Here is a 17,932-nt window from a genome sequence, read left to right on the forward strand (position 1 = left end):
TTCCTTTTGACATCTTATGACTTCCGGATTGTTCCTTTTCTTAAAAACTCTCACAATTCTCAATCATTTGCAAATCCGCATTATATGCTACTTTACTCATGTTCTGCCCAGGCTGTAAGCTGGCCATCTGATACATCAAATGTTATCACATCTTTAGGCTTTACTTTATCTTCAAGTATAAGCTTTGCAGACATTGTTTCAACATTTTTTTGTATATATCTCTTAAGAGGTCTAGCTCCGTAGCTTGGATCATACGCCTGATCTGTTATATACTTCTTGGCAGCATCTGTAATCCTGATACTTATCTCTCTTTCCTCAAGTCTTCTGTTAAGATCATCCACAATAAGATCAACTATACCAAAAACATTGTCTCTGGTAAGAGGTCTGAACATAATGATCTCATCAAGTCTGTTAAGAAATTCCGGTCTAAAGTGCATACGAAGTTCATTCATAACCTCGTTTTGAGCACTCTCTTCTATCGTGCCATCGTCTCTAATACCCTCCAGAAGGCTCTGCGCGCCAAGGTTAGATGTCATGATAAGGATCGTATTCTTAAAGTCAACAGTACGTCCCTGAGAATCTGTAACTCGTCCATCATCAAGTATCTGAAGCATAACATTAAATACATCAGGATGTGCCTTCTCGATCTCATCAAAAAGAACTACTGAGAAAGGCTTCCTTCGAACTGCCTCTGTAAGCTGACCTCCTTCTTCATATCCAACATATCCGGGAGGTGCTCCTATAAGTCTTGACACTGAGTATTTCTCCATATACTCACTCATGTCGATCCTTACCATATTGTTTTCATCATCAAAAAGTGATGCAGCAAGGGACTTGGCAAGTTCTGTCTTACCAACGCCTGTTGGTCCAAGGAAAAGGAATGAACCTATAGGCTTGGATGGATCCTTGATACCGGCCTTGGATCTCATGATAGCTTCTGAAACTTTAGTTACCGCTTCATCCTGACCTATAACTTTCTTGTGAAGTTCATCAGCAAGGTGAAGGGTCTTACTTCTCTCGCTTTCAGATAGCTTGGCTACAGGAATTCCTGTCCACTTGGATACTATGCGGGCTATCTCGTCTTCGGAGACCCTGCTGCTTATAATAGAATTTTCTTTTTCCTGCTCTTTTTCTTCTGCTGTTTCAAGTTCCTTTTCAAGTGAAGGCAACTTTCCATACTGAAGTTCAGCTGCTTTTGCAAGATCACCATTTCTCTTAGCAAATTCTATTTCAGACTTTGCTGCTTCAATCTGTTCACGAAGCTGTGAAAGATGATCTGCCAGATGCTTCTCATTCTCCCATTTTGAATTAAGAACTGAAAGCTTATCATTAAGCTCTGCCAGCTCTTTCTTAAGATTTTCAAGACGTTCTTTAGAAAGAGAATCATCCTCCTTTTCAAGAGCTGTCTTTTCTATCTCAAGCTGATCTCTCTTACGGGTAAGCTCGTCTATCTCGACAGGTTTTGTATCATTTTCAGTCTTAATAAGGGCGCAAGCCTCATCCACAAGGTCTATGGCCTTATCAGGAAGAAACCTGTCTGATATATACCTATTCGATAGTACCGCAGCACTAACAAGAGCATTGTCCATGATCTTGACACCATGGAAAACCTCATATCGTTCCTTGATACCTCTGAGTATACTAATTGTATCTTCTACAGTTGGTTCATCTACCATTACAGGCTGGAAACGTCTTTCAAGGGCAGCATCCTTCTCTATATACTGACGGTATTCATTAAGAGTTGTCGCACCAATACAGTGTAGTTCTCCTCTTGCAAGCATAGGCTTAAGCATATTACCCGCATCAAGAGCGCCATCTGTCTTACCTGCGCCAACGATCGTATGAAGCTCATCAATGAAGAGGATTATCTCGCCATCAGACTTTGCAACATCTTCAAGAACAGCCTTAAGTCTTTCTTCGAATTCACCTCTGTACTTAGCTCCTGCAACAAGAGCACCCATATCAAGGGAAAAGATTTTCTTGTCTTTTAAAGATGTCGGTACATCTCCATTTGCTATACGCTGTGCAAGGGCTTCTACAACTGCTGTTTTACCAACACCGGGTTCACCGATCAGTACAGGATTATTCTTAGTCTTACGTGACAGGATCTGGATGACTGTTCTGATCTCTGAATCTCTGCCTATTACAGGATCCAGTTTTTGATTTCTTGCTTTCTCCACAAGCTCTTCACCATATTTTGACAGAGTATCATATGTAGCTTCCGGATTATCAGAGTCTACTGTTCTATTGCCTCTTACTCCCGACAAAGCTTTAAGAAATAATTCCCTTGTAATATCAAACTCTTTAAATATTGTTTTGATCTCTTTATTAGGATATCTAAGCAGTGCCAAAAACAAGCATTCTATAGACACAAAAGAGTCTCCTAATGCCTTAGCTTCATTTTCGGCGTTGATCAGAACCTTATTAAGGTTTTCACCCACATAAGTTCGGCCACCCTGAACCTTAGGACGCTTTTGAATAGATCTTTCTACTCTACTTATAAGAGCATCCAGATCAATATCCATCTTCTCCATCAGATTAGCAATAAGGCTATCGTCAATTGTAAGCAGCGAATACAGAAGGTGTTCCTGCTCTATCTCCTGATTGCCATATTCATTTGCAACACTATCACAATTATTAACAGCTTCCAGAGACTTCTGTGTGAATTTCTGAATATTCATAATATCTCCCTCATGCTACGAGCCTATACTAAATTGAAGAGTTTATCATAATTCTGAATAGCTCTTATGTTTACCATGATCTTGAACAACTCTTCTATGGATACTGGTTGCCGGCTCATAGTACAAACCATATCCGTTCCATTTGTTCTATATCAACTATAACACTATAACATCTGTAGTCAATAAAATAAATATAAAAAAAGCGGAAACACTTTCGTGCTCCCGCATAAATAACTGCTTTTTTGAAATTATACATCCTATGAGGCAGGTGTCAAAAGTTCCTTTTGACACCATATGACTACCGGATTGTTCCGTTTCTTCGAAACTCTCACATCTACGTTCCACTCCGGTCGGCGCAAAGCAGACATCCCCCGGATGTATTGCGCCCTCAAACATTCGCAAATCCGCACTACGTGCTACTTTGCTCATGCCTATGCATAATCCAGACTACTCTTCAATGATATCATACCTATCAAAGATCTTATCATGACCGCATAGATGCTTGGTACCGTCATCATCGACTATTACATAATCATTCTCACAGACAAAAGTACGACCTCTCCTGTGATTGATGTATGGACATACTATAAGACCGTTATCACGCGTTACTTTAACAAGATTATCTGTCACGAACCAGCCTTTGGTCACAACTTCAGAATATGGTTCAAAACCATCCTCAAAGCCTTTGCCAAGCTCATACTTATAGACTGTTGATTTAATAGGAGTTCTGATACATCTCATAAATGCTTCCTTTCTCCCTGGAATCAATCCGGATTCTATAAAATAATACTCTTATTAAAATAATTATAACGCTTTAACATATTATTTTCTACATTCTATCATTTATGATATCGTAGATTTCTTCTCTCCCCTTTTTGGTAACAGCTGAATATGGAATGAGGAGTTCATCTTCAGGCATATTAAGTGTCTGACGTATGAGCTTGATAGCCTTGGGAAGCTGCGACTTATTGAGCTTATCAGCTTTAGTGGCAATTATGATAGGCTCAAATCCCTGATGAACTATCCATTCATACATCTGGATGTCATTGGCAGAAGGCTCATGTCTTATATCTATCAAAAGAAATACATTCTTAAGAACTCTGGATGTATGGAGATAGTTCTCTATCATCCTACCCCACTTTTCAACCTCACCTTTGGCTCTCTTGGCATATCCATATCCAGGAAGATCCACAAGATAAAATTCATTATTAACATGATAAAAATTGATAGTCTGCGTCTTGCCGGGTTCTGCACTCGTACGAGCAAGATTCTTACGATTCATAAGTCCGTTGATAAGTGAAGACTTACCAACATTACTCTTACCAGCAAAAGCAAATTCAGGCTGAGAGTTATTAGGAAGCTTACTGGTTATACCACATACTATCTCAAGTTCAGCATTCTTGATCTTAAATTCCATTATATTTCTCCAAAAACAAGGCAGGAGCTTGCACCCCTGCCTGTATTATCAGTCACCTGCACTGTCTGCATTGCCAATATTCGCAATCAGGCTGTGCTATTATTTAGCAGTCTTAAGTCTCTTCTGATCCTTGTAGACGAGAAGCGGCTGGCTCTCACCTTCAACTGCTGCTTTCGTAACGATACACTCTTCTACATTCTCATCAGATGGAATCTTGTACATAACATCCATCATAGCCTTCTCCATGATAGAACGAAGGCCACGAGCACCAGTAGCTCTCTCATGAGCCATAGAAGCTATCTTCATGATCGCATCATCTTCAAATGTAAGCTGTACATCATCAAGTCCGAAAAGCTTCTGATACTGCTTAACAAGAGCATTTCTAGGCTCTTTAAGAATACGCACAAGAGATTCTTCTGTAAGTCCTTCAAGAGTTACTGTGATCGGAACACGACCTACAAACTCAGGGATAAGACCGAACTTAACAAGATCCTGAGGTGTTACATGCTCAAGCACCTGTCCTATCTCACGTTCTGACTTATCAAGGATTTCAGCATTAAATCCAATTGACTTATGATCAATTCTGGCTTCAATGATCTTCTCAAGACCATCAAAAGCTCCACCGCATATGAAAAGGATATTGCTGGTATCGATCTGAATCACTTCCTGATGAGGATGCTTACGTCCGCCCTGAGGAGGAACACTTGCAACCGTACCTTCTATAATCTTAAGAAGAGCCTGCTGAACACCTTCACCTGATACATCTCTGGTGATAGATACGTTCTCACCCTTCTTACTGATCTTGTCTATCTCATCGATGTAGATAATTCCATACTGAGCACGCTCAATATCATAATCTGCAGCCTGGATCAGCTTCAGAAGAATGTTCTCAACATCTTCTCCGACATAACCAGCCTCAGTAAGAGTAGTCGCATCTGCAATTGCAAAAGGAACATTAATGATCTTTGCAAGTGTCTGAGCAAGATAAGTCTTACCTGAACCGGTAGGTCCTATCATGCAGATATTGCTCTTTTGAAGTTCTACATCATCGACAGAATTTCTGGGGCTTGTGACCCTCTTGTAGTGGTTGTATACAGACACAGCAAGAACCTTTTTAGCTTCTTCCTGTCCGATAACATACTCATCAAGGAACTCTTTGATCTCAACCGGCTTTAAGAGATTGATATTGTGATCAATGCTCTCTTCCGGCTCTTCTTCAAATTCCTCTTCAATTATATCTGAGCATATCTCAACGCACTCATCACAAATATATACACCTGCAGGTCCAGCTATAAGCTTCTTGACCTGATCCTGAGTCTTATTGCAAAAAGAGCATCTGATTTCTCCGGAAATTTTACCTGCCATTCTTACTCCTTATAAGTGATAGTAATTATTTCTTATCTTTCTTGTCCTTCTCTTCACCGGACTGTGTTCTTGCAGTTACAACAGAATCGATAAGACCGAACTTAAGCGCTTCCTCAGCTGACATCCAGTTATCACGCTCAGTTGCTGCTGCAATCTCTTCGTATGTTCTGCCTGTATTCTCAGCCATGATAGTATTCATCTTCTCACGTGTCTTGATGATATGCTTAGCAGCAATTTCGATCTCTGTAGCCTGACCCTGAGTTCCGCCAAGTGGCTGGTGGATCATGATCTCTGCATTAGGAAGTGCAAGACGCTTACCTTTGGCACCGCCTGTAAGAAGGAATGCACCCATACTTGCTGCCATACCTATACAGATAGTAGACACATCACACTTGATGTACTGCATTGTATCATAGATAGCCATACCGGATGTAATCTCTCCACCGGGGCTGTTGATGTAAAGGTGGATATCCTTAGAAGGATCTTCTGCCTCAAGAAATAACAGCTGTGCTACTATTACACTTGCTGATGTAGCATTAACTTCCTCGCCAAGAAAGATAATACGGTCTTCAAGCAAACGTGAATATATATCATATGAACGTTCTCCACGGCTTGTCTGTTCAATGACATAAGGGATCAAACTCATTTTAATTGTCCTCCAATCTTTTTATGTCAACTAGTAAAATAAAAATAATGGTGCACTATAGCATCACAATATCAGTTTACGCTTTCTAAGGGGTTAAATCAATGAAATAACTATAAAATCGTAATAATCGAAACCTATAACTGACAATTATGCTAAAGACAGGTACTCTGATCAAATATGAATGAGTTAGTACACGAGCAGCATAAAACCAATTATTATATCGTCATTACAAGTCATTGACTTTACCTTTTATATAGTCAAATATACAAAATCACCTCCACAAGCAGATATAAATAAAGAAGTCTACTTATGGAGGATCATCTTATGTTTTATATTACTTTTTTCAAGTTCAAGAAATCAAAGAATTATTCTTCTGTCTTCTTTGTTGTCTTTCTTGTTCTCTTTGGCTTTTCTTCTGTAGTCTCTTCAGAATCAGCCTTCTTAGCTGCAGTCTTTCTTGTTCTCTTTGGCTTTTCTTCTGTAGCCTCTTCAGCGTCAGCCTTCTCAGAAGCCTTCTTAGTTGTCTTTCTAGCAGCAGACTCCTTAGCGTTCTCTACGATGAACTCAGCAGCCTTCTGTACAGCAAGGTCCTCACGAAGAGTCTTGATCTGATTCTCACCAAGGATCTCCTTAACCTTCTCAACTTCCATCTGATACTGATCAGCCATCTTCTGAAGCTCAGCATTAACTTCGTCATCAGAAACTTCGATGTTCTCAGCCTTAGCAACTTCTTCAAGAACAAGACGGCTCTTGATTCTCTCTTCAGCCTGAGGTCTTACCTGCTCGAGCATCTTCTCAGCTGTTGTACCTGTGTACTGGAGATACTGCTCCATTGTAAGTCCCTGATACTGCATTCTCTGAGCGAAATCATTAACGATCTGTCTCTGCTGTGTCTCAACCATAGCTTCAGGAAGCTCGATCTCTGAATCATCGATAAGAGCCTTAACAGCCTCGTCTTCCTTCTTAGCCTTAGCCTCTGCATTCTTTCTATCTTCAAGCTTCTTCTTAACACTCTCTTTGTACTCAGCAAGTGTCTCGAACTCAGAAACGTTTGAAGCGAATTCATCATTTAATTCAGGAAGCTGCTTCTCTTTGATGCCCTTTACAGTGCACTTGAATGTTGCAGCCTTGCCTGCAAGTGACTTCTCCTGATACTCTTCAGGGAAAGTAACATTAACATCAACTTCCTTGCCGATCTCAGCACCGATAAGCTGATCTTCGAAACCAGGAATGAATGAACCTGAACCGATTGTAAGAGGATAATCTGTTCCCTTACCACCTTCGAAAGCCTTATCATCAACAAATCCTTCGAAGTCAAGTGTGATCTGGTCATCAGCCTTAACAGCACGATCTGTAACTTCTACAACTCTTGCATTCTTGTTAAGCTCAGCCTTGATCTCAGCATCGATATCAGCATCTGTTACTTCTGTATCCTGCTTAGAAACCTTGATTCCCTTATACTTTCCAAGACCAACCGGTGGCTTAAGAGCAACTTCTGCTGTGAAAATGAAAGGCTTGCCAGACTCGATCTGAACAACTTCGATCTTAGGATTAGATACGATGGCCTCACCGCTCTCTTCTGCAGCCTTAGGATATTCGTTGTTGATAAGCTCGTTAGCAGCATCTTCATAGAAAACGCCTACACCGTACATACGCTCGATCATCTTACGAGGAGCCTTACCCTTACGGAATCCAGGAAGCTGGATCTTGTTTTTATCCTTATTATAAGCATTCTGAATAGCCTTCTCGAGTTCTTCTGCAGGAACTTCGATAGTAAGCTTCGCCATGCTCTTTTCTAATTTTTCTACCTGTACGCTCATTTTATGAATAAATCCTCCTTAAAAATATGTGCATAATAAACATAAACACAGCCATTTATGAATTGTACCACATGTGTCAAGCTTTTTCCACAACAAATTTATCAAGCTTTGTAAGCTGAGCATTACTGTATTCTTTACGCCCTGTTACATCTTCTTTAAACCAGTGAGGCGGATTATAATTTTCTGAAGCTTCAATAGAAGGAAATTCCACTTCTGCAATTACAAGCCCTTCAAAAAAACCTTCAAATATATCAAGCTCTATCTTGATCCCGCCCTCATAAAAAGCCTTGGCATCATCTGCATGTGTATCAAGATATTCTTTAGAAAATGCATCTTCATTGATTGGGATCAGATATCTTTTCTTAGTAATAATATTACCATCAGCCTTCTTCAGGAGATGATCATATGAAGATTCATCAAGCTCCATATTATACTCTTTTTTTGCAACAACACCGGCAGCTCCTTTATATGTCATATAGAAGTGATCATCTTCTTTCCTGACCCTTATAGCAGGATGTACATTAAGATACCCCTGCTCTATATAATGATAATCATACTTTTCCAGCTCATCCGGGAGCTTTCTAACTGTAAACTTTCTCTCAATTTCCATACCCATAGATATACCTCTTTATAAAAATCAGTTACTATTTTTTATTTTGCTTGCAAACATTTCATCAGCCGTATTTGATTTTATAATGTCTTTACGCAAAGGTCAAAGTTTGAAAGTATTCCACTTTCAAACCCAAATTGATGTCGCGAGCTCCATCAATTTGAACCATTAGTCACTCGCTTTGCTCGCGACATTAGGTAAAAAGCGGCGTGGTATCCACCTGTACAACCATCGAGGATACCACGCCGCTAAGGCAAGCATTCTATATATTTATTTCAAGATCAGATTCTTCCATATGTTTTGGTCATATCATACATGCGCTGTGCAAGTTCGTCTGTGCATGCATCCTTACCAAGGCGCCACTGCCAGTTGCCACCAAGCACTGAAGGAGTATTGATCCTGGCGCTATCATCAAGATTCAGATAATCCTGCATAGGAATAACACAGGTATCTGCAACGGATGCCATCGCACTTCTTATGAAGATCCATGCAATATCCTTACGTGTATGAATATCAAGATACTTCTTGGCAAAAGCTCTGTCCTTGGAATTGCAGGTCTCATACCAGCCCCTTGTAGTCTCATTGTCATGAGTTCCTGTATATACGATACAGTTGTGAGGATAGTTGTGAGGAAGGTAGTCACTCTCCTCTCTTGAGTCAAATGCAAACTGTAACACTTTCATGCCGGGAAAACCTGTTTTCTGGACCAGCTTTAATACAGAAGGTGTAAGGAATCCCAGATCTTCTGCAATAACGCGAAGGCTATCGCCAAACTTATCTTTCATGGTCTTGAAAAGATCATATCCAGGTCCCTTCTCCCAATGGCCAAACTCTGCTGTAGGATCACCATAAGGAATAGAATAATACTCATCAAATCCTCTGAAATGATCGATCCTGACTACATCATAAAGTTCGAAGCAGTGGCTGATTCTCCTCATCCACCATTCGTAGCCTGTCTTCTTGTGATATGGCCAGTCATAAAGAGGATTGCCCCAGAGCTGTCCCGTAGCACTAAAGGAATCCGGAGGGCATCCTGCAACTCCCAGAGGAACATTATCCTTATCAAACTGGAATAACTTGGGATTGGCCCAGGTATCTGCGCTGTCATAAGCTACATAGATCGGGATATCTCCGATTATCTCAACACCTTTTTGATGAGCATAATTTTTGATTTCTGCCCACTGAATAGCAAATTCAAATTGCAGGAAGCGATAGAAGTTAACTTCGTCATCGTATTTGTCCATGCACTTTTCTATAGTAGCCTTATCTCTTAATCTTTCATTATCAGGCCACTTATTAAAGCCCTGACCATCATGAACATTTTTAAGCGCCATGAAAAGAGCATAATCATCAAGCCACCATGCATTTGTTTTAATAAAAGATGCAAATCTCTTTACATACGCTGGGTCTGCACTATTAGAACTTTTGGAAGAAAGTCCGCTGTTTCTGAAAGCTATCTCCAAAAGCTTAAAGCGACCTTTATAGAGCTTTTCATAATCAACACATGAAGGATCCTTGCCAAAGTCAAAGCCCTTAAGATCTTCTACTTTTAAAAAGCCTCTTTCTATAAGAATATCAATATCAATAAAATAAGGATTACCTGCAAATGTAGAAAAAGACTGGTACGGAGAATCCCCGTAGCTTGTAGGTCCAAGCGGCAGGATCTGCCAGTAGCTCTGACCGGCCTTACTTAAAAAATCAATAAAATTAAAAGCTTCCTTTCCAAAGGTACCTATACCATATGGTGAAGGAATGCTTGAAACAGGAAGCAGCACTCCGCTCCTTCTTGTTTTTAATGTTTTTTCAGTCTTTTTAGACATTATATGACCCCCTGCATTCAGATTTTTAGGAAAACGTTTTCTTGTATAATATCACATATCATTATATTTGCAAATATTATTTTCCAAATCAGTTCTCAGGAACTTCAATGCCATACATATCTGTTACGGACTGAGTCTTCCATATAAGATCACGCCACTGTTCAACCTGTTCAGGAGTAAGGAAGCCTTCGCAGGTTCTCATAAATCCTGTCTTATAGGAAGCATATAATAGTCCATTCTTGATGGCATTGACGCTGTCTTTAGTTTCCAGATAATAGTGAATAAAGCCGGAAATAAGAGCATTGCCGGCTCCCAGCGAATTGACAACTTCATTGGTCTTGACTGAATTGTAGTGGAATTTGACATGCCTATCTCTATCATAGAGGATAAGACCGGTTTTGCCCTGACCCAGGATTATGATCTCAGGATCATAGCGCCTTGCAAAGTCATCTATAAATTCATATGGATCACCTTCAATAGTATCATCGCTTATATAGATGATGTCTGCATTCTCCAAAAAGTCAGCGTTATACTTTTCTTTTTCTTTGGAATATGAGCGCATATTAAGGGCAATCTTCTTGCCGGCTGAAAGAGCATAGTGAATGAAAGGTCTGCAGAAATTTGCATTAGAAACAAGTAAAAGGTCAGCTTCAGCCATGATAGGTCTTACCATTGACATATCATACTTGGCTTCCCTTATATCCTTAAGATCCTGGAATATAAGCTGGTGCTGATCATTATCAAAAAAGATAATCTCTGAAGGAGTTGATTTCATAACAGGAAGTATATAATCCGTATTAATATGAACTTTAAAATCAGGCGGATTGAATACTTCAACATTCTGATCCTGTCCGACAACAGACATAAAATATACCTGATCCCCAAGAGTGGTCAGGGCAAATGCTTCATTCATAGCATCGCCTCCGCCTCCGACATAAATAGGTGAATCGTGTATCATCCTATTCATGTCAAAGGGAATACTGTCAACCTTGATTACAGTTTCAAACTGGGTTATACCTGCTATGACAATTTTACTCATGGCCACTCCTTTCACCATTAGCGGTTTTCGGATCATAGTCTCATAGTATGTTTTTCGGTATCATACGTATGTAAGTTTAGCCATCATGTCAAAATAGTGAGATACCTGCTGTACATATATTCCCGAATCCATCATATCTTTAAACATGAGTTTTCTTTGAACATTGTTCCTTGTAAAGTGGAGCATTTCTTCAATAGCCTTGATATCAACTTCAGGATTTATGTGAACAAAATCTGCATTTTGCAAAGCTTTGGAATATACATCACGACTTTTCTTTTTTTCATCTTCAGGTTCAAATGTATCAGGATCAGTCTCAGTTTCTGCAGACTCCAAAAAAGCAATCATATACGGATACTGATCCATGATAGACTCTTCTGAAGCAATGATCTGACGCCAGATAGTAAAATAGTCTGTCTCAGATGCAGATACATTGCTCCTTATCTCCAATTGAAGAAAACGTATACTATAATCACGAAGAAAGCGGTAAAGTTCCTGCTTAGTTCCAAAGTAATGAAAAAGAAGGCCCTTACTGATCCCGGCTTCCTTAACTATCACATCCGTGCTTCCATTCTTATATCCATTCAAGGCAAATATCTTAAGTGCCCCATTTAGTATTCTGTCCTGTTTTTCTTTTTTCAGGTCAAAAAACTTATCGTCCATGCCTTATATCTCCCAAATCTATAATTATATTACCATTATGCCACAAATCTGTTAATTTGGTAGGATTTTTCCTCTTTTCCATTTGCTCAAAATGTATTAAAATAAAATCACGTGTAGAAATAAGTTAATGTGCCCGGTGGCACAGGAAGGTGGCTTACAATGTCTAAATCACACGGTTTCGGTAAATTTGTAATGTTTTGTGCTGCTACAGCTGCAGCCGCTGCAGGTATTTACTATTACCTCAACAAGAAGAACAGTGAATTCGACGATGATCTCGAAGATGATGATTTCGATGATTTCGATGATTTTGATGATGCTGATATAGAAGAAGGCTCATCAAATGAACGCGGATATGTTAACCTTGATCGTGCTTCCAATGAAGACGATAAAGAAGAGGAAAAAGCCGCTGAATCTGAAACAGAAGAATTCTTCGATGATGAGAAATAATATTATTACCTGCATGAAAAGTCTCAAAAAGGCATCCGCACAAAGCGGATGCCTTTTATATTATTTGAAATCATTTTTAACTTTACTTATAGCATTAATATATTTTAATACAGATTATGCCCTCATCTTATCTTCTATCATATCCTTAAGATCACGTGCCTTCTCCTTGGTATGATTGCTGGCAGATCTGGATACAAGAATCTCTCCTATAAGTTTCAATGAAGGAGTATAATCTTCATTTTCCATATAAAGAGCAGCCAGAAGATAATCAAGCGTGATAGTATTCATCCCGGCAATAGGGAAGGACTCACTCTGCTTAGCTGTAACAAAGCCTTCAAGAGCATTTTTCAAAAGCTCTTTCTCTTCGTCCTTAAGTTCCTTCTGACGCTGCTCATCATAATGAGGCAGCGACATTGTTACCGGATCACGGAGCATCTGCCTTATAAGCCAGGCATATCTAAGACATAGATATGCCTTCTCAGAAGCCTTGGCATCCTTGACTATAGCATTGGCAAGTGCAAGCTGATAACGCTCAAGAGCATCATCATATGTATATATTTCATACTTATGCTTTATAGGTCTGAAATTCAGACTTATCCTTTCGCGGACAGCATCCTTCTGCCTTTTGGTTATCATATCAAAATATCTGGCAAGAGCAGCATATCCACAAGCCGGACATGCAACTATGTCATATTTGATCTCATCCATAATATCATAGATAGGATGAAGATCTATCTCCTGTTCCTTGACATGAACCTTACCGGTTCTGACTGTTAGCGATGTAAAGCTGGTCTCGCACACAGGACATACGTACTTCTTTTCAAAAACCAGAGTTTTTTCTTCAGGGAGCTCATCAGCAACAGATACTGTTTTGGGCTCTTCTTTGGGCTTTTCTTCAACTTTCTTTTCTGAATTGTCGAATATCTTCTCACCTTTTAGACTACCTAATCCGAATTTCTCAAGTCCCGAAAATAATGACATAGCAGCACACTCCTTTAACTGAGTTTAAATGAACTCTTGAGTGAAACGATACGGTTAAATACCGGTTCACCGTCTTTGGAATCCTTACTGTCAACGCAGAAATATCCGTTTCTTACAAACTGGAATCTGTCATATTTCTGTGCACTTACAAGCTCTTCTTCTATTTTAGCATTTTTGATCACAGTAATCGAATTAGGATTTAAGTTGAGTGATCCGTCTTCCTCGTTGTATACGCCTTTTTCCTCATCTGTAAGATTCTCGTAAAGACGAACTTCGCAGTCTCTGCTTCCTGCTGCAGATACCCAGTGGATAGTACCTTTGACCTTACGACCATCAGCACTGTCACCACCTCTTGTAGTAGGATCATACTCAGCATGAACAACTGTCACATTGCCATCTGCATCCTTTTCGCATCCTGTGCATTTAACATAATAAGCGTTCATGAGACGGACTTCATTGCCAGGGAACATACGGAAGTATTTCTTAGGAGGCTCTTCCATGAAGTCTTCTGCTTCAATATAGAGTTCTCTTCCGAATGTAACTTCACGGCTTCCCATCTCAGGGTTCTCTTTGTTATATTCAATAGTAACTTTCTCTGTCTGTCCTTCAGGATAGTTGTCGATTATAAGCTTTACAGGATGAAGGACAGCCATCATACGCTTAGCAGTAGGCTTAAGATCTTCACGGATACAATACTCGAGCATTGCCATCTCAGCTGAAGAGTTAGCCTTGGATACACCAAGAAGTTCTACGAACTTCCTGATAGACTCAGGTGTATAACCTCTTCTTCTAAGAGCTGCAATAGTAACAAGACGAGGATCATCCCATCCGTCTACTACCTTATCTTCTACAAGCTTTTTGATATATCTCTTACCTGTAACAACATTGGTAAGATACATCTTGGCAAACTCTATCTGACGAGGAGGATTAGCAAATTCGCATTCTCTGACAACCCAGTCATAAAGCGGTCTGTGATCTTCAAACTCAAGTGTACACAGCGAATGTGTTATACCTTCAATAGCATCTTCTATAGGATGAGCATAGTCATACATAGGATAGATGCACCACTTATCACCTGTACGTGCATGTGTCATATGAGCTACACGATATATGATCGGGTCACGCATGTTAATGTTAGGTGATGACATATCAATCTTAGCTCGAAGTGTCATAGCGCCATCTTCTACGCTGCCGCTCTTCATCTCTTCGAACATACGAAGGTTATCTTCTATACTTCTGTCTCTGTTTGGATCATCCTTGCCGGGCTCTGTAAGAGTTCCCCTGTATTCACGCATCTGCTCAGCTGTAAGCTCAGATACATAAGCCTTACCCTTTTTGATAAGCTTAACTGCATATTCATACATCTGATCAAAATAATCCGATGCATGGAAAAGACGATCTTCATAGTCTGCACCAAGCCACTTGACGTCAGCTATGATAGAATCCATGAACTCAGATCTTTCTTTTGTTGGATTTGTATCATCAAATCTCATATTGAACTTGCCGCCATATTCCTTAGCAATACCGGAATTAATGATGATACTCTTGGCATGTCCTATATGCAGGAATCCATTAGGTTCAGGAGGAAATCTCGTCTGAACGTGATCATAGACTCCTTCCTTCAAATCCTTGTCAATCTCTGCTTCAATAAAGTTCCTGGAAGGAGCATTTTCTTTTGACTCTTCGGAACTATTCACTACTTCTGCCATTTCCTATTATCCAATCCTTATCTATAAATATATTTCGCCATACATGACCATATTCTTAACAGTTATGCATAGCTTATTTTATCATAACACGTTTGTCACTTTTAGAAAACAACTTGCAATACACATTTTAAAACAAATATCTTTAGATCCTGCTATTAGTGAGAAAAAACGGACAGATGCTTTATAAACATCCGTCCGCTTTAATCATGCTACTATTATCTACAGTAAATCGCCTTTTCAGCGTTACTGATCAATTATCATCTACAGAATAGTTAGGAGCTTCCTTGGTGATATGGATATCATGAGGATGGCTCTCACGAAGAGCTGCAGATGTGATCTTAACGAACTGTGCATTCTCCTGAAGCTCTTTGATAGTACTACATCCGCAATATCCCATACCGGAACGAAGTCCGCCGATAAGCTGGAATACTGTATCTTCAAGCATTCCCTTATAAGCAACACGACCTTCAACACCTTCAGGAACAAGCTTCTTGGCACCTTCCTGGAAATAACGGTCCTTGGAGCCATTCTCCATAGCAGCGATAGAACCCATTCCTCTGTAAACTTTATATTTACGACCCTGGAAAAGTTCTGTTGCACCGGGAGCCTCATCGCATCCAGCAAACATTGAACCCATCATTACTACGCTTCCGCCTGCTGCGATAGCTTTTGTGATATCACCTGAGAACTTGATACCACCATCAGCGATGATCGGAATACCATACTCTTTTGCTACTGAGTAACATTCCATAACTGCTGTAACCTGAGGAACACCGATACCTGCAACTACACGTGTAGTACAGATAGATCCAGGTCCGATACCAACTTTGACTGCATCAGCTCCAGCCTCAATAAGATCTCTTGTAGCCTTGGCTGTAGCCACGTTACCTGCGATAACATCAAGATCAGGGAACTTCTCTTTGATCATACGAAGGCAGTTAAGGACATTTTGTGAGTGACCATGGGCAGAGTCAAGAACTACAACGTCAACCTTGGCATCAACAAGAGCCTGTACTCTGTCAAGCACATTGGCTGTAATACCAACACCGGCGCCACATACAAGTCTTCCCTGGCTGTCTTTGGCAGCAAGAGGATACTTAACTGCTTTTTCAATATCCTTGATAGTTATAAGACCTACAAGGTTGAAATTCTCATCTACAAGAGGAAGCTTCTCTTTCTTGGACTGACCGAGAATCTTCTTTGCTTCTTCAAGTGTTGTTCCTGCAGGAGCTGTGATGAGATTCTCAGAAGTCATAACTTCCTTGATCTTACGGCTGTAATCTGTTTCGAACTTAAGATCGCGGTTTGTAATGATACCTACAAGCTTCTTGCCTTCTGTGATCGGAACACCTGAGATCTTGAACTTAGCCATAAGTGAATCTGCATCAGCAAGTGTATGTTCAGGAGATAATGAGAACGGGTCAGTAATTACACCGTTTTCAGATCTTTTAACCTTATCAACTTCTTCAGCCTGCTGTTCAATTGACATGTTCTTGTGGATGATACCGATACCACCCTGTCTGGCCATGGCAATTGCCATATCGTGTTCTGTAACTGTATCCATTCCGGCACTCATCATTGGAATGTTGAGATGGATTCTCTTAGTAAGCTGTGTTCCAAGCTGAACCTGATTTGGGATGACCTGTGAATACTGAGGTACCAGTAATACGTCATCAAATGTAATTCCTTCACCGATAATTTTGCCCATTTTATTCTCCTAATTCTTATATATAAACTTAAATTGTTACCTTTATTTAAGAATGATGCAGGTGCCAATAGTTCTGTGCGCCTGCATCTTAGAGTGATCAGTCTTTAAATGTCTTACGAGGTGCTACCTGATATACAGCAGCAACCAGTCTTTCGTCAGGATTCATGATAAGCTTCTGACGTCCATCATAGTAAAAAGCATATCTTGTATCAGGCTGGTGAACTTCACCATCCGAAAAATCAAGAACCTGATAGTTCTTGTTCTTAAATTCGTCAAGATGATAAGAGTTAATGGGGCCAAAAGCTTCCATACGCTCTGTTTCAAACTTACCAACACGCTTACGGCTGTTCTTGTTAAGAATCTTATCTACAGTAACTTCCTTCTCACAATACTGGTACTCGTACTCAATATTGGAATTAAGGTTGCAAAGAAAAGCCATAAAGCCAAAAAATACAGTTAATGCAAGTGTAACGATCATACCAAGAATCGCACCTATTCCGGTCATAAAGCCAAGTGCACTGATAACAGCAAGAATAATACATACAAATTTAAGAAAAACAAAAAGTGGTGATGTTTTTCTCTTTACCATACATTCAACATAATCCAGTTCGTTCATCGTCGCATCTCCGTGTAATAATATTTTATTGTCAAATATTTTTAGAATATTTGTTCAAAAAAATATTTGACAGTAATGATATATTACTTTAACCAAACTTGCAAGCATTTTCAACTCGATATAGCCGTACTTTGATTAATTTTATATAAAAATTGTAAATAAACGATCTTAAAACAGTTTTTATTATGTAATTTGTATGTATAACAGCATGCACTTCCCACTTGGACTGACCAGCATCCGCAAAGACTTTACAGGGGGGAGGTAGTATATAAATCATTGCCACACTGTTAATCGTTTTATAATTCATGGCATGATATCTGAAAATTTTTATTCCAGGGTCTGAAACTCGCTACGCTCAAACAGACAGACCCCTGACAGAATAAAAATTTCCATCTATCATGCTCATGAATTTA

General features: G+C 39.7%; 15 protein-coding genes. 1 reads left to right on the forward strand and 14 read right to left on the reverse strand.

Annotated elements, in window-relative coordinates:
- Nucleotides 1–92 precede the first annotated feature (92 nt).
- From clpB to I7804_RS17115, 10 genes are all read right to left on the reverse strand, one after another.
- Nucleotides 93–2,681, reverse strand: coding sequence for an ATP-dependent chaperone ClpB (clpB, locus tag I7804_RS17070; RefSeq protein ID WP_027203160.1), 2,589 nt, complete (start codon nucleotides 2,679–2,681; stop codon nucleotides 93–95).
- 447 nt (nucleotides 2,682–3,128) lie between these two features.
- Complete coding sequence (locus I7804_RS17075; RefSeq protein WP_027203161.1) at nucleotides 3,129–3,422, reverse strand: hypothetical protein; 294 nt, start codon at nucleotides 3,420–3,422, stop codon at nucleotides 3,129–3,131.
- An 88-nt stretch (nucleotides 3,423–3,510) separates the two neighbouring features.
- Nucleotides 3,511–4,098, reverse strand: a complete 588-nt coding sequence (gene yihA / locus I7804_RS17080; RefSeq protein WP_022754968.1) for a ribosome biogenesis GTP-binding protein YihA/YsxC — start codon at nucleotides 4,096–4,098, stop codon at nucleotides 3,511–3,513.
- A 99-nt stretch (nucleotides 4,099–4,197) separates the two neighbouring features.
- Complete coding sequence (gene clpX, locus I7804_RS17085) at nucleotides 4,198–5,463, reverse strand: ATP-dependent Clp protease ATP-binding subunit ClpX (RefSeq protein WP_022754967.1); 1,266 nt, start codon at nucleotides 5,461–5,463, stop codon at nucleotides 4,198–4,200.
- 25 nt (nucleotides 5,464–5,488) lie between these two features.
- Nucleotides 5,489–6,109, reverse strand: coding sequence for an ATP-dependent Clp endopeptidase proteolytic subunit ClpP (gene clpP / locus I7804_RS17090; RefSeq protein ID WP_022754966.1), 621 nt, complete (start codon nucleotides 6,107–6,109; stop codon nucleotides 5,489–5,491).
- 365 nt (nucleotides 6,110–6,474) lie between these two features.
- The gene (tig, locus tag I7804_RS17095) at nucleotides 6,475–7,929 is read right to left on the reverse strand and encodes a trigger factor (RefSeq protein WP_248404282.1); all 1,455 of its coding nucleotides are present in this window, start codon (nucleotides 7,927–7,929) and stop codon (nucleotides 6,475–6,477) included.
- Nucleotides 7,930–8,005: 76 nt separating this feature from the next.
- Complete coding sequence (locus tag I7804_RS17100) at nucleotides 8,006–8,545, reverse strand: CYTH domain-containing protein (protein WP_330369408.1); 540 nt, start codon at nucleotides 8,543–8,545, stop codon at nucleotides 8,006–8,008.
- A gap of 275 nt (nucleotides 8,546–8,820) precedes the next feature.
- The gene (gene malQ / locus I7804_RS17105) at nucleotides 8,821–10,359 is read right to left on the reverse strand and encodes a 4-alpha-glucanotransferase (protein WP_248404283.1); all 1,539 of its coding nucleotides are present in this window, start codon (nucleotides 10,357–10,359) and stop codon (nucleotides 8,821–8,823) included.
- An 88-nt stretch (nucleotides 10,360–10,447) separates the two neighbouring features.
- Complete coding sequence (locus I7804_RS17110) at nucleotides 10,448–11,398, reverse strand: carbohydrate kinase family protein (RefSeq protein WP_027203166.1); 951 nt, start codon at nucleotides 11,396–11,398, stop codon at nucleotides 10,448–10,450.
- 60 nt (nucleotides 11,399–11,458) lie between these two features.
- The gene (locus tag I7804_RS17115) at nucleotides 11,459–12,058 is read right to left on the reverse strand and encodes a TetR/AcrR family transcriptional regulator (RefSeq protein ID WP_051199260.1); all 600 of its coding nucleotides are present in this window, start codon (nucleotides 12,056–12,058) and stop codon (nucleotides 11,459–11,461) included.
- Nucleotides 12,059–12,217: 159 nt separating this feature from the next.
- Between I7804_RS17115 and I7804_RS17120 the strand changes: the two genes are divergently transcribed.
- A complete protein-coding gene (locus I7804_RS17120) occupies nucleotides 12,218–12,505 on the forward strand; it encodes a hypothetical protein (RefSeq protein ID WP_248404284.1) in 288 nt (95 codons plus the stop codon).
- A gap of 114 nt (nucleotides 12,506–12,619) precedes the next feature.
- On the opposite strand, the gene I7804_RS17125 is transcribed toward I7804_RS17120, so the two are convergent.
- The 4 genes from I7804_RS17125 to I7804_RS17140 all read right to left on the reverse strand — a co-directional run bounded on the left by I7804_RS17125 (nucleotide 12,620) and on the right by I7804_RS17140 (nucleotide 17,519).
- On the reverse strand, nucleotides 12,620–13,486 hold the full coding sequence (locus I7804_RS17125) for a DUF2225 domain-containing protein (RefSeq protein WP_248404285.1): 867 nt from the start codon (nucleotides 13,484–13,486) through the stop codon (nucleotides 12,620–12,622).
- 14 nt (nucleotides 13,487–13,500) lie between these two features.
- Complete coding sequence (locus tag I7804_RS17130; RefSeq protein WP_027203168.1) at nucleotides 13,501–15,195, reverse strand: glutamine--tRNA ligase/YqeY domain fusion protein; 1,695 nt, start codon at nucleotides 15,193–15,195, stop codon at nucleotides 13,501–13,503.
- A 250-nt stretch (nucleotides 15,196–15,445) separates the two neighbouring features.
- Entirely contained in the window at nucleotides 15,446–16,903 is a 1,458-nt protein-coding gene (guaB, locus tag I7804_RS17135; protein WP_022754957.1) for an IMP dehydrogenase, read from the reverse strand.
- A gap of 97 nt (nucleotides 16,904–17,000) precedes the next feature.
- The gene (locus tag I7804_RS17140) at nucleotides 17,001–17,519 is read right to left on the reverse strand and encodes a DUF6106 family protein (RefSeq protein ID WP_248404286.1); all 519 of its coding nucleotides are present in this window, start codon (nucleotides 17,517–17,519) and stop codon (nucleotides 17,001–17,003) included.
- Nucleotides 17,520–17,932: the final 413 nt, after the last annotated feature.

This window comes from Butyrivibrio fibrisolvens (genome assembly GCF_023206215.1).
GTDB classification, from domain to species: domain Bacteria; phylum Bacillota; class Clostridia; order Lachnospirales; family Lachnospiraceae; genus Butyrivibrio; species Butyrivibrio fibrisolvens_C.

Excerpts from the sequence above, each read along its gene's own strand:
- clpB (WP_027203160.1), bottom strand. The coding sequence starts at position 2,681 with ATGAATATTCAGAAATTCACACAGAAGTCTCTGGAAGCTGTTAATAAT.
- I7804_RS17075 (WP_027203161.1), bottom strand. The coding sequence starts at position 3,422 with ATGAGATGTATCAGAACTCCTATTAAATCAACAGTCTATAAGTATGAG.
- yihA (WP_022754968.1), bottom strand. The coding sequence starts at position 4,098 with ATGGAATTTAAGATCAAGAATGCTGAACTTGAGATAGTATGTGGTATA.
- clpX (WP_022754967.1), bottom strand. The coding sequence starts at position 5,463 with ATGGCAGGTAAAATTTCCGGAGAAATCAGATGCTCTTTTTGCAATAAG.
- clpP (WP_022754966.1), bottom strand. The coding sequence starts at position 6,109 with ATGAGTTTGATCCCTTATGTCATTGAACAGACAAGCCGTGGAGAACGT.
- tig (WP_248404282.1), bottom strand. The coding sequence starts at position 7,929 with ATGAGCGTACAGGTAGAAAAATTAGAAAAGAGCATGGCGAAGCTTACT.
- I7804_RS17100 (WP_330369408.1), bottom strand. The coding sequence starts at position 8,545 with ATGGGTATGGAAATTGAGAGAAAGTTTACAGTTAGAAAGCTCCCGGAT.
- malQ (WP_248404283.1), bottom strand. The coding sequence starts at position 10,359 with ATGTCTAAAAAGACTGAAAAAACATTAAAAACAAGAAGGAGCGGAGTG.
- I7804_RS17110 (WP_027203166.1), bottom strand. The coding sequence starts at position 11,398 with ATGAGTAAAATTGTCATAGCAGGTATAACCCAGTTTGAAACTGTAATC.
- I7804_RS17115 (WP_051199260.1), bottom strand. The coding sequence starts at position 12,058 with ATGGACGATAAGTTTTTTGACCTGAAAAAAGAAAAACAGGACAGAATA.
- I7804_RS17120 (WP_248404284.1), top strand. The coding sequence starts at position 12,218 with ATGTCTAAATCACACGGTTTCGGTAAATTTGTAATGTTTTGTGCTGCT.
- I7804_RS17125 (WP_248404285.1), bottom strand. The coding sequence starts at position 13,486 with ATGTCATTATTTTCGGGACTTGAGAAATTCGGATTAGGTAGTCTAAAA.
- I7804_RS17130 (WP_027203168.1), bottom strand. The coding sequence starts at position 15,195 with ATGGCAGAAGTAGTGAATAGTTCCGAAGAGTCAAAAGAAAATGCTCCT.
- guaB (WP_022754957.1), bottom strand. The coding sequence starts at position 16,903 with ATGGGCAAAATTATCGGTGAAGGAATTACATTTGATGACGTATTACTG.
- I7804_RS17140 (WP_248404286.1), bottom strand. The coding sequence starts at position 17,519 with ATGAACGAACTGGATTATGTTGAATGTATGGTAAAGAGAAAAACATCA.